Origin of the sequence: Virgibacillus litoralis (assembly GCF_017873675.1) — a bacterium.
GTDB lineage: Bacteria > Bacillota > Bacilli > Bacillales > Amphibacillaceae > Lentibacillus > Lentibacillus litoralis.
Map to the genome: position 1 here is coordinate 1 of NZ_JAGGKK010000009.1, position 13,182 is coordinate 13,182.

General features: G+C 39.0%; 9 protein-coding genes, 1 pseudogene and 1 riboswitch. Of the genes and pseudogenes, 5 read left to right on the top strand and 5 right to left on the bottom strand.

Translation table 11 applies throughout. The features are described 5' to 3' along the window. Positions 1-88 precede the first annotated feature (88 nt). The 4 genes and pseudogenes from J2Z82_RS09060 to cls form a co-directional block, all read right to left on the bottom strand. A pseudogene (locus J2Z82_RS09060) lies at positions 89-1,024 on the bottom strand (aromatic amino acid lyase); the annotation flags it as partial. A gap of 393 nt (positions 1,025-1,417) precedes the next feature. After that, the gene (locus tag J2Z82_RS09065; RefSeq protein WP_209480485.1) at positions 1,418-2,842 is read right to left on the bottom strand and encodes an alanine/glycine:cation symporter family protein; all 1,425 of its coding nucleotides are present in this window, start codon (positions 2,840-2,842) and stop codon (positions 1,418-1,420) included. A gap of 159 nt (positions 2,843-3,001) precedes the next feature. Further along, positions 3,002-3,523 carry an acyl-CoA thioesterase gene (locus J2Z82_RS09070; protein ID WP_209480486.1) on the bottom strand — a complete coding sequence of 174 codons (522 nt, stop codon included), beginning with the start codon at positions 3,521-3,523 and terminating at the stop codon, positions 3,002-3,004. 63 nt (positions 3,524-3,586) lie between these two features. After that, on the bottom strand, positions 3,587-5,029 hold the full coding sequence (gene cls / locus J2Z82_RS09075; protein WP_209480487.1) for a cardiolipin synthase: 1,443 nt from the start codon (positions 5,027-5,029) through the stop codon (positions 3,587-3,589). 99 nt (positions 5,030-5,128) lie between these two features. Here cls and J2Z82_RS09080 point away from each other — a divergent pair, with 99 nt between their 5' ends. Continuing rightward, entirely contained in the window at positions 5,129-5,686 is a 558-nt protein-coding gene (locus tag J2Z82_RS09080) for a short-chain dehydrogenase (RefSeq protein WP_209480488.1), read from the top strand. Here J2Z82_RS09080 and megL read toward each other — a convergent pair whose 3' ends face one another. After that, entirely contained in the window at positions 5,687-6,871 is a 1,185-nt protein-coding gene (gene megL, locus J2Z82_RS09085; RefSeq protein WP_209480489.1) for a methionine gamma-lyase, read from the bottom strand. A gap of 786 nt (positions 6,872-7,657) precedes the next feature. Between megL and rarD the strand changes: the two genes are divergently transcribed. The 4 genes from rarD (at position 7,658) to J2Z82_RS09105 (ending at position 13,174) form a co-directional block, all read left to right on the top strand. Next, a complete protein-coding gene (gene rarD, locus J2Z82_RS09090; protein WP_209480490.1) occupies positions 7,658-8,560 on the top strand; it encodes an EamA family transporter RarD in 903 nt (300 codons plus the stop codon). Positions 8,561-8,882: 322 nt separating this feature from the next. Continuing rightward, positions 8,883-9,000, top strand: a riboswitch (SAM riboswitch). A 97-nt stretch (positions 9,001-9,097) separates the two neighbouring features. Then, positions 9,098-10,858 carry a PLP-dependent aspartate aminotransferase family protein gene (locus J2Z82_RS09095; protein WP_209480491.1) on the top strand — a complete coding sequence of 587 codons (1,761 nt, stop codon included), beginning with the start codon at positions 9,098-9,100 and terminating at the stop codon, positions 10,856-10,858. Positions 10,859-10,913: 55 nt separating this feature from the next. Then, complete coding sequence (locus tag J2Z82_RS09100) at positions 10,914-11,918, top strand: homoserine dehydrogenase (RefSeq protein ID WP_209480492.1); 1,005 nt, start codon at positions 10,914-10,916, stop codon at positions 11,916-11,918. Between the two features lie 368 nt (positions 11,919-12,286). Further along, a complete protein-coding gene (locus tag J2Z82_RS09105; RefSeq protein ID WP_209480493.1) occupies positions 12,287-13,174 on the top strand; it encodes a GDSL-type esterase/lipase family protein in 888 nt (295 codons plus the stop codon). Positions 13,175-13,182: the final 8 nt, after the last annotated feature.

Consider the following 13,182-nt stretch of genomic DNA (forward strand, 5'->3'; position numbering starts at 1 on the left):
TTTACAATATTCAATTTGAACTCTTTGCTATATTTAGCCATATAAAAACACCCTAAAAGTTAGATTTTTAACTCTAACTTTTAGGGTGCAGTACCTTATCGGTTACGGCATTTACTTCAATTTCCAGCTTTTCTTTTACATAGTTGACTGTTTGCCATGATGCTCCAAGAACTTGTGGAATGCACCTTAATGAATATGCGTCCTGCACCCTGATTTCACCTTGCCTTGTTGTAAGATTGCTGTCGTAGAGAATTTCGCTGATTCGTGCTGCTACATCAATTTGTTCCTGATGGCCACGTACCTGATGCAAGTCATGGTCAAATGCATCCATTATTCCGTTTAATCCTTCCATTGTCATAGCTGCAATCAGTTCACTTTGATGGAGCAGCTTATCCATTTCCAAAAAGGCAACCACACCAACAGAGGTCATTGCCTGTGTCCCATTAATAAGCGCAAGCCCTTCTTTTGCTTTAAGAGTTATCGATGGGATGTCTGCATCTCTTAACGCATTCATCGTGTTCATCCGTTTTCCATTATAGAAAACTTCCCCCTCACCAAGTAAAGCCAATGCAAGGTGTGACAGTGGTGCCAGATCACCGCTAGCTCCAAGTGAACCCTGTTGGGGAATAACCGGATGAATCCCAGCATTAATCAGCGCGATAAATTGATTTATAAGCTGCGGCCGCACTCCCGAGTATCCTTTTACAAGTGCATTGGCTCTTAACAGCAGCATCGTCCGGCTAATTGTTTCTGGGAATGGATCACCGACACCACATGCATGCGAATGTATCAGATTTAACTGCAGTTCATCCAAGTCCTCCTCAGCAATTAAGACATCACTGAACTTCCCAAAACCAGTATTAATGCCATACATGGTCTTTTTTTTGTTAAGCATATTCTCGACGGTATTTCGGCTCGATGTTAAGTTTATCTTGGTATCTTGTGATAAAGCTACCTGCTCATTGTCATAAACAACTCGTTTCACCTCATCCAGTGACAACGTTCCCTCTGTTAAAATAATCATACTGCACCTCCGTATCATCGCTTTACTATAATAAAGCGCGCAAAGTAAAAGGAGGCTATGGTCGTTAAACCATGCCTCCTGGATATCCGTTATTGTTAGTGAGTGAATGTTGCAGTTTTCGATGTGAAAACATAATCGCACCTCAATGTTGAAATTTTCTTACTTTATATTGTAAGCGTTTTCCATTGAGGATGCAAATTTAATTTTGCTGGAGTTGCAATTGTGAACTTCAGCGATTTAATTGTGGGCTTCAGCGGATTTTGTGACAACTTGAGCGGAATCATTGTGAACTTCAGCGGATACTGTGACAACTTCAGCGAATTCACCTAATTCAGCTGTCAAACATTAAAAACTGCCTGCTCCCTCAACTGAGAGCAGACAGCACCATCATAATTATTCTTCTTTTTCCGATGTTTGCTCACGGCCCCAGAATTCAATACCTGTCTGGTCATCCAGTGTATCACGATAAAACACGGGATCTTTACCCGCCTTCCGCTGTTCGCGGTAATCCTGCAAAACGCGATTCGCAATTTTAAACAGCTTGGAAATGGCATAGAGGTTAATCAGCGCCATAATTCCCATTGTCAGGTCGGCCATCGCCCACACTAGATCGAATGTAGCGATTGCACCAAATACTACCATTGCCAATACAGCGATACGATAGATAAATAGTGCTGTCTTGCTTTCTTTAATAAAACCAATATTATTTTCCCCATAGTAATAGTTTCCAAGAATAGAACTATAGGCGAAAAAGAAAATTGCGATTGCTATAAAGACCGCAGCCCAGTCACCAATATGGAATTCGAATGCACTTTGTGTCAATTGAATTCCGTCCGCTTCACTTCCGTAAATCCCACCTGCAGAAATCAGAATAAAACCTGTCGCACTGCAAATAAGGATCGTATCGAAAAATACACCTAATGCTTGAATCAGCCCTTGTTTGGCCGGATGGGAAACCTCAGCAGTGGCAGCAGCGTTTGGCGCACTACCCATACCAGCTTCATTGGAAAATAAGCCACGCTTAATTCCCATTAGAATGGCAGCACCAAATCCACCGCCAGCAATTTCACGAATACCAAATGCATTGGCAAAAATTAATGAAATCATGTCAGGAACAGCAGTTATATTAATAACAAGAATATAAATAGCTATGATAATATACAGAATTGCCATCACCGGAACGATGATTTGCGTTACATTTGCGATGGTTTTTAGCCCGCCAAATATAACGATTGCCGTCAAAAGAACCAGAATTATAGCCATTACATTTTTACTTATATCAAATTCACCATTGAAGGCAAGACTTATTGTGTTGGATTGAACAGAGTTAAATACAAGCCCATATGTAAATGTAATGGTGATTGCAAAAACTATCCCAAGCCAGCGCTTATTAAGCCCTTTTTCCATATAATATGCAGGCCCGCCTCGATATTGATCAGCTTCTGGAACTTTATAAACTTGTGCAAGTGTACTTTCTACAAATGCTGTAGCTGAACCTAGTAACGCAATCAGCCACATCCAGAATATAGCACCAGGGCCTCCAACTGCAACCGCCGACGCAACCCCGGCAAGATTCCCGGTGCCAACGCGTGATGCAGCGCTTATTGCAAATGCCTGAAATGATGATGTACCTTTTTTTCCTGAAGCAAAAATTGTTCGTTTATCAAATAATACGCGGAACATTTCTGGCAGATAACGAAATTGAACAAATTTCGTTTTAATAGTGAACCAAAGTCCAACCCCGATCAAGGCTGCTATTAAAATATATGTCCACATCACTTCGTTTGCTATTCCTAGTAGTTTCTCAAAGAGTTCCATAATGAGTGTTCCCCTTTCAAACCATATTTAAAGATTTATTCCCCAATTTCTTGGTCTGTAATCTTTCTCGAAAAAAATAATAGAAGCCAGTAAAATATGGCTCCTGCTTTAAAGCAATTATATCTTAAATTTATATTTTATCAAAATGGAAATAAAACCCTAAAGCCCTTGGTTCCAAGGAAAATCTGTACCAAATGTAGAGGCTACCTCTTTCGAATGCTTTCTTCGTTCTTTCCGTCTCTCAGCACGAACAGGTGCAGATTCGTGTAAATTCTTTTGCTGACTAGTTACAGGATAAACAGATGGTATTGGTGTTGGGTGTCCATCTTCATCAACTGCTACAAACGTCATAAAAGCTGTTGTGCAAACTTTTCTATCACCTGTCAGCAAATCTTCTGTAACAGCCTTCACAAACACCTCCATTGATGTATTGTGAGTCCATGTTACAAACGCTTCAACACAGATGGTATCACCTTCTTTTACTGGAGCCAAAAAGTCTACTGAATCAGTTGATGCAGTAACAACCGGTTTTCTGGCATGCCGCCCTGCAGCAATCGCACCCACATCATCTATATGGGCCATTAATTTCCCGCCAAATAATGTACCATGTGAATTCGTATCTGGCGGCAAAACGTGTGATGTTTTTACTGCTAATGAATATGAGCATGCTTTACTTTCCATTTAAATCTCTCCTAAATAATATTATCTTAATATATCTTACCCGATATAACCCCCATCTACTCCTTACAGTATGGGTGAAAGTAATCTGGATACCGATTCTTTAAACCGGACTCCTAATGAGCGTTTGGCGTATAGTTTCCTCGTCATTATCGTTGAGTGTGCAACGTCATCGTGAAATGCTTCTACTAACCTTTCCGCTAAGCCTTTATCATATAAAAATGCATTGACTTCAAAATTTAATCGAAAACTTCTCACATCAATATTTGCGGTCCCGACAGAGGCTATCTTTCCATCAACAACGATCGTTTTTGCATGAAGAAATCCATGCTGATAAATATAAACATCTGCACCAGCATTAAGTAAATCACCAATGTAAGAGAGAGTTGCCCAGTAGACAAATGGATGGTCCGGTTTATTCGGGATCATTATCTTTACATCAACACCTGATAATACGGCAATTCGTAATGCATCCCGAAGGCTCTCATCCGGAATGAAATATGGCGTTTGTATGTAAACATATTCTTTTGCTGTCATAATCATTTTGATATAACCGTTTTTAATTTGTTCCCAATCAGAATCCGGTCCACTTGAGACGATTTGCACCCCGACATCCCCGTCACTTTCTGCTTCAAAGTAACGGTCTTCATACATAATATCGTTACGTGACGCCTGATTCCAATCCAAAATAAAGCGTGTCTGCATGTTGGGCACAGCATCACCGCTAATACGTAAATGTGTATCACGCCAGTAACCAAACTTTTTGTTATGGCCAAGATATTCATCACCAATGTTAAACCCGCCAATATAGCCAACTGTACCATCAATAATGGCTAGTTTACGATGATTCCGAAAATTGATTTTCAAATTAACTTTGGGTATCTTTGGCGGAAAGAATGATTCAACCTGAACCCCTGCTTTACGCATACGATTGAGAAACTTTTTACTGATTCCTCTTGAACCCATATCATCATACAATGCACGTACTTCAACACCTTCACTCGCCTTTCTAATCAGGACATCGGAAATTTTCATTCCTAATTTATCATGACGAATAATATAGTAAAGCAAATGTATATGATCCTCTGCCTTCTCCAGGTCCTCAAGCAATGCAGCAAATTTCTTTTCACCATCCGTATATATTTCCACACTATTATCTTGTGTGAAAAGGGCATCGTTATTACGTAGATGTAAATAATATAAATCCTTATATTCAATTAACTCTTTATGTTTAAAGTTAAAACTATTTTCTTCTATTGCCCGCAACTGCTTCTGTACAGCCCTTTTCACACCAAGCTTACTCTTTGTATCCCATGTGAATATCCTCTGGGAGCTTAGTCTCTTACCAAAAATTAAATACAAAATAAACCCGGCAATTGGGATGAAAAGCAATACCATTAACCATGCCCATGTTGAGCTTGGATCTTTTCTTTCCAGAAAGATAATCGCTAATGCCAGTGCAATATTAAAGAATAGTATAAAACCAAAAAAAACAGACAAAAAACTCACGTGTATATCTCTCCTTACCAAGCAGTTACATTATCCTTTAATATAGCATAATTTTGGTTAATACGTTAGCCTAGTATTATATATAAAGGGTGTGGAAAAATGAAAAATCAATACGCATTAGTTGTTGGAGGTACTGGCATGCTGAAAGATGTATGTCATTGGCTGATTCAACAAGAATATCATGTATATGTTATTGGACGGAACAAAACGAAACTTAAAAAGCTTAAACAAGATACTAGACAGCCAGAAAGCCTTCATGGGATTTCTGTTGATTATCAGAACAGTGCTTGTTTATCAAACGAATTATCAAACTTGTTTAAAAAAAATGGCATACCTAACATTGTGGTCAGCTGGATTCATTCGACAGCTCCAAAAGCCCTTCCTTTAATTAAGGATATGATAAGCAAACAAGATTTAAGTACTAATTGGCAATTAATTCATATACAGGGTAGTGCCCGTTTTTTTGGAAAAGAAAACACGCCTGTACCAGAAAACTGTTTGTACAAACGTGTCTATTTAGGATTTATTTTAGAAAATAACCATTCTCGCTGGCTTACGCATAATGAAATTTCAAGCGGTGTCATTCATGCTATTACTAGTGATAATAATGAAACCATAATTGGTACACTTGAGCCCTGGAATTTACGACCACAATAATTAAAGGTTGTTCAAAGATTGTTCCAGATCCTCCCATATATCTTCCCAGGCTTCAAGACCTGCAGATAACCGGATAAGCTGATCTGTTATTCCCATATCAAGACGGGATTCCTCTGGTACAACGGCATGTGTCATAGTTGAAGGATGCTGAATTAATGTCTCCGCATCACCAAGACTTACAGCAATCTTTAGGAAATTCAGGTTGTTCAGCATTCGTTGTGCATCCTGTTTCGCCCCCTTTATTTCGAATGAAATTAAACCACCGCCCCGTTTCATCTGTTTTTGACGAATCGGAAAATCCGGATGACTTTCATCATTCGGATAAAAGACACGTGCAACCTTAGGATGATTACGTAATTTCTCAAATATTTTTTCGGCATTATCACAGTGGCGGTCAATCCGAATCGGGAGTGTTTTAAGCCCTCTTAGTAATAACCACGCATCCAGTGGTGACATAATGCCGCCGATATCCTTTAAGGTTGTCATCGCAACTTTATCCAAAAAGTCTTTTTTTCCAACAGCAAGCCCTGCCACTACATCTCCATGACCGCCTATATATTTTGTTGCACTATGGAGTACAACATCACAGCCTAATTCAAGTGGTCGCTGTAAATAGGGTGATGAAAATGTATTATCGACAACCACTGGAATTCCCTTTTCATGTGCCACTTCAGCAACCATTTTAAGGTCAATTAGCTTCATTGTCGGATTAATTGGTGTTTCGACATAAATACATGTCGTTTCAGGCTTAATTAATGAACGAATTTCATCTTTTGTTTCCATTGCTGAAAAGTCATGTGAAATATTAAATTTTTCTTCCATCATTGCTAGTAAACCGAAAGTACAGCCATACAATCCTGATGAACACAATACATGGTCATTCGCCTTTGTCAGTGCAATCAAAATAGCAGATACAGCTGCCATTCCTGATCCAAAAGCAAGCCCGCGTTCTCCGTTTTCCAAAGCTGCAATCCGTTCTTCTAAAACGCTTACTGTCGGATTTCCCAACCTGGAATAAATATAGCCATCTTCCTCACCCGCAAACCGTCGTTCTCCTTGCTCTGCTGTTTCAAATGTATACGTTGAAGTCTGAAACAAAGGTGTTGCAAGACTACCAAGCATGTCTTTGGAATCGTACCCTTCATGAATAACCGATGTTTCAAAGTGTTTATGTTTTTTTACCATTAGTAAATCCCCCTAGATAAACAATATAGTAATCTCATATACTACTATCATATTGTATTTACCAACTTTTTGAAAGCGTTTTCCGATGAAATGTTAAGAGCAGAGTTATTGCTTTTTTCAGAAAGAAAATCTAGAATTGGTTTACTTACTCAACTTTCGTATCTAAAGAATAAGCCCAAACAGCTATCTTGATAATCTCGAAACGTTTTTAATTGTTGCCTTGATAAAAGTTTTTTTGTACACATAAGATATAAACTGCGAAGTAACTGCAGGAATAAAATCTATAAACTCTCGTCACTCCGTCCGGGATCGCTACGGGCGGATGCGCACCTTAGGGCAACGCTTCAGCTTCCTCGGAAGCAAAAACCGCTTCCTACGGGATCTTCAGCTGTTGCTGTTCCCGCTGGAGTCACCGCCCTCCGCTCACCCGGACTAGTGTAATGCTGTCACACATTTCTTCTATAGGGATTTCTACTCCAGTCAACAGCGTAGGAAATACACGTAGACTCCTGTGGGAGCTGAGGCTCATCAGCCGCCCTAGGTGCGCGAAGTGTATTTCCGGAGCGGCATCATTGCACTCCAACTTTTTACAAAGTACTTCGCATTATATATTAACTACGCACCGTTGATCTAAAGTCAACTCAAGCAGTGTATCTTCAACCTTTCTATTCCTTCAAGGTTTATGCGTTCATTTTACGCTGTGAAGATTGAATTATTTAGTTTAGTAGTATGCATGTCGGAAGTGTTACTTGAATCTGGACACATCGCAGAAATGAGGTTTTCAAAATGAATCAGGACAATAAAATCGGGATTTTATATGCAGCAGGTGCCTATTTATTATGGGGGTTCCTGCCTGCTTATTGGAAGCTTATAGACCAGGTTCCACCTGATGAAATATTAGCACATCGTATATTGTGGTCATTTATTTTCATGATTATTGTAGTTATAGTTGTGCAAAAATGGAAGCTCTTCCTAAAGGAATGCAGAATTATTTTAAACGATAGAAAAAAACTGACCGGAATTACATTCGCATCAATCGCCATTAGTATCAATTGGCTTACCTTCATATGGGCGGTTAACAATGAACATGTAATTCAGGCAAGCCTCGGTTATTACATAAACCCGCTTGTAAGTATTTTATTAGGAATGATTGTGTTAAAAGAAACATTAACACGGGGCCAGATGCTATCATTTCTACTAGCTGCAATTGGTGTGATTAATCTTACAATCAGTTATGGTGTTTTTCCTTGGGTATCACTATTGCTCGCATTCAGTTTTGCGATTTATGGGTTACTGAAAAAAACTGTAGATGTTAGTGCAATGTTCGGTCTAACTATCGAGACAATGATTGTAACCCCTATTGCTCTTATTTATTTACTATCTATCTCTGGCAGTTCATTGGCAGCTGATCCAATGTTCTCAAGCTTTGGGTTATTACTGTTTGGTGCTGGTGTCGTCACAGCGATTCCACTATTATTGTTTGCAAGTGGTGCGAAACGAATCCCATTATCAATGGTAGGATTTCTACAATATATCGCACCAACTATCATGCTAGTTCTAGGTGTGTTTGTTTATCAGGAGACTTTTTCACTGGCGCATTTTATATCGTTTGCACTAATCTGGACAGCACTAATTATCTACATGTCTTCTGCACATCGCAGTTCAGTTCGGCTTAAGGTGAAAAATTAGGCTCTTAGTGATAAAGTGGAAATATACTTGCCTTTCGCAGGCAAGCAGCTCGTCCCCCGCTTCTTGGGTCTTGCGCAGCTTTCTATTTTCCTTGAAGCCTTGCATATTTCCACTGCTGATAAGCTTTTACTATTTTTATTCAACAACAAACTTTAAAAAGCAGCCAAAATTTAAATCAATTTTCAGAATTCACTTGACGTACAATCATTCATACGTATATAATGTTCAATAACTTTAGAAAACTTGGCTTATCGCCAAGCCTTAGTTGCACTTATGCAGTAAGAAAGGATTTATACTTTCTTAACTGCCAATAAAGTTACATCTCTTATCGAGAGTGGTGGAGGGAATAGGCCCTGTGAAACCCGGCAACCTTAAAAGCTTTGTAAATGCTTAGTAAGGTGCTAAATCCTACAGGTCAAGTATGATCTGGAAGATAAGGGGAGGATCGTTACATATTACGCCCTCTTCTTAGGAAGAGGGCTTTTTATTATCTCCTCTCCCTCCAGAAAACAGTAAAATCTAAAGGAGGAATTTATCATGTCAAATTTTCATCTTCACAATCAGGAAACACAGTTACTTCACGGAGGTCAGGAACCAGATCCAACAACCGGATCACGTGCGGTACCTATCTATCAAACTACTTCTTACGTTTTTCGGGACACCGAACATGCACAAAATCTTTTCGGATTGCAAGAACCAGGTAATATTTATACACGAATCATGAATCCGACAGTTGATGCATTCGAACAGCGAATCGCTTTACTGGAGGATGGCGTAGCCGCTGTTGCAACTTCTTCTGGGATGTCAGCCATTACATTGGCCATCTTAAATCTTGCAAGCAGTGGTGATGAGATCATTGCTGACAGCAATCTATACGGTGGAACGTATAATCTGTTCGCTAATACGCTCCCTCGTTACGGAATCGACGTTAAATTTGTTGATGGAACAGACCCAGAGAGTATTCGTGCTGCATTTACCGATAAAACGAAAGCTATTTTCGGAGAGATTATTACAAACCCAAGTCTAAATGTGCTGGACCTTGAAAAAATTGCAGGGATTGCTCATGACAACGGGGTTCCATTAATCATTGACAATACATTTGCGACTCCTTACAATACGAAGCCACTGACATGGGGAGCAGATATAGTTGTACATTCAGCTACTAAGTGGATCGGCGGTCATGGTACAACTATCGGCGGCGTTGTCGTTGATGGCGGCAGGTTCAATTGGGGAAACGGTAAATTCCCAGTCTTCACTGAACCTGACGAGAGTTACAACGGCCTTCGCTATGTCGATATTGGGCCAGCAGCATTCGCCACCAAACTGCGCGTACAGCTGCTACGCGATATAGGTGCCTGCCTAAGTCCACAGAATGCATTCCTGCTTTTACAAGGACTGGAGACATTGCACTTACGGATTGAACGCCATAACAAAAACGCCGAAGAAGTTGCAGCATATTTACAAAAACATCCTGCAGTCGAATGGGTTAATTTTCCTGGATTACAGGATCACCCATCACACGAACTAGCTAATAAATATTTACAGAATGGCTATGGCTCCATTATAACGTTTGGAATAAAGGGAGGCCGTGATGCGGGCAGGAAATTGATTGACGGTGTTACACTCTGGTCACATGTTGCCAATGTCGGTGATGCGAAGTCGTTAATCATCCACCCAGCGTCAACTACACACCAGCAATTAGGAGAAGAAGACCTGGTTAAAAGTGGTGTTACAAAAGAGTTAGTCAGACTTTCTATTGGACTTGAATCAACCAATGATATATTAGTGGATTTAGACCAGGCTATTGCTAATGCTACCGGTGAAGCAAAAACATTCCAGGCAACAGAGGAAGATGCAGTCAAATGGCTTTTATCTTCACCGTTTGACCGTAAAGACGGTGGTATTCGCCAAAAGGTAGTTGCGGTTAGCGGACTGGATGATCAAACTAGTTCCTTTTATAAAAGCACGAAGCAATTACAGCAGTTAGGATTTCAAATTGTGCCGATAAGTTCTTCTTCAAAAGAAATATTAAATGAGCAAACATATAAACAGTTAGATGATGTGCCACTTGAAATCGATGCCGTTCTGTCCTATGACAAAATTCTACCACCAGAAACTATTGAGCAATTTATTAATAAGGACGGTAAAATTCTTTGGGTTGAAAATCCAAAAAATACAGATGAAACAGTGAAACATGCAAAAGCTGCTGGGATTTCTGTTATTACAGATAAAAACATTTATCAGGAAGCGGTTCGTATTCGAGCAAATGGCTCTAGAAGTGTGCTAGTAGAAGCTTAAGTGTAGAAATCGGGGGATCTGCGGTTCATGTTTTAAAAATGAGGGAGGGTAACAGATGAAACCGATAAATGTTGCATTGATCGGTCTTGGAACAGTTGGCTGTGGAGTCTACCAAACACTGCACATTCAAAGGCAGCGGCTCGAAAAGCTAGTCGGAGCCCCCATCAACATTTTAACAATTATTATTGAGAATCCTGACAAACATCAAAAAATTTCAGCCAAGACTAACGTTACAACAGATGTTAATGCTGTTTTAAACAATCCTGAAATCGATGTTGTCTTTGAAGCAATTGTTGGGAAAGAACCAGCATTTTCAATACTAAAAGAATGTATCCAAGCAAAAAAACATGTCATCACTTCTAATAAGGAAATGTTCGCAACCCATGGTGAAGAGTTGAAAAGACTTGCCTCCAAGTATAATGTTCAAATTGGATATGATGCTACAACAGCTGGTGGTATACCGATTATTCAGATTATCCAGCAACTGTTAAAAGCAAATCAGATCCAATATGTCCAGGCAATTTTAAATGGTACTACAAACTATATCCTGTCAGCTATGCGGGAAAAGAATATAACATTCTCCACTGCATTGGATGAGGCACAAAAATGGGGTTACGCAGAACCAGATCCAGAAAAGGATATTGAAGGCTTTGATGCATATTATAAGCTAATGATTCTTAGCGAACTTATCTTTGAAAAACAACCTGATTTAAAAAATGTTAAAAGAAAAGGAATACGTGATATTACCGAAGAATCCATTCAAGGGCTACAAACGGAAGGGAAACGATTAAAGCATATTGCAAAAATAGGCTATGATGCTACAGGAAAGCTCACTGCGAGCGTTGAACCAGAAGCTGTTTCAAAAGAGCATCCATTATATGCTGTTGAAGGCGTAAACAATGCTATTCATATTAAAGGCGATATAGTTGGTGACTTAACGTTCACAGGACCAGGTGCAGGATCATTCCCTACTGCAAGTGCAATGATTGAGGATTTCTGTATTTTATTTAAAAAAGAACAAACTGCAATAGCTAGCTCAAAAGCGCACGCGACCGTTTAGCGATAAATGGAATGCGCTCTCAGCGCTGCGGGTGGATCGACGCTGAAGCTTAATGTAAGCTTAGAAATTGTCTTTTCACCAAGTCTTAATGGTAAAAGTCTTGGTTGAACCTATGCAGTTCGATAGGATTTTCACCACTTAACTGCAAAAAATTCGTCTTCTCCAGAAGGCGAATTTTTTTAGTTTAAGCATAGAAGGGAAAGGGAATCATCTTTTATTAGACCAAAATGTAATACAATCGAAATATAAAATATTGATACTTGCCAAATATAAAGGGTACATATATAGTAATGAAACGTGATATGTACTAAGACAAATTATCATTTCAATATATATAGGTAGAATATTTCAGTATAGGTGTGAGATTCATGAAAAGAAGATACATTTTTATTATTTTGGGTATACTGCTTATAGGTTTAGCTATTATTATATTTATAAATCAACCTGAACCAAATATAAATAAATTAACAGATAATGATTCACAGGAAGAGACACAGCAGGAAACCGAACCAGACAAAGAAAAAGAAACGGAAGATGACCAGCCAGAAGAAGAAACAAAAGAACCAATCACTAAATTCAGAGAAATAATAAGTGATGCACTTCAAGGTACTATTGATTTTTTCACAAATAAAGAAGCGCATGTTACAGCCATAGGAGACTCATTAACACAAGGTGTCGGTGATGACGTAGTTGATGGTGGTTATATTGGTATTTTGGATAATACCATTAACAAAGATAATCAATTGGTGACATTTGAAAATTATGGGAAACGCGGGAACCGCTCAAGCCAGCTATTAAAACGGCTTGAAGAGCCAAAAATAGCACAATCAGTCGAGGAAGCGGATATCGTATTGATTACAATAGGCGCAAATGATATTATGCAGGTCGTCAAAGAAAACTTTTCCGACTTGACGATAAAGGATTTCTCTCAAGAACGGATTGCATACAAAGAACGGTTAAAAAATATTTTTGAAAGAATCAAAGAGTTAAACTCGGACGCTGATATATATCTATTAGGTTTCTATAATCCCTTTGAAAAATATTTTAAGGATCTTGAAGAACTTGGTATGATTGTTGAAAATTGGAATAACACAGGTAAGAATGTTACAGAACAATATGAGAATGCGACATTTATACCAACAGTTGATCTATTTGAAGATACAGATAAAGATATGATCGCAGATGATAATTTTCATCCTAACCACCAGGGATATCAACGGATTGCCAAACGAGTGTTAGAGCATATAACAGACTAGGAGGTGAG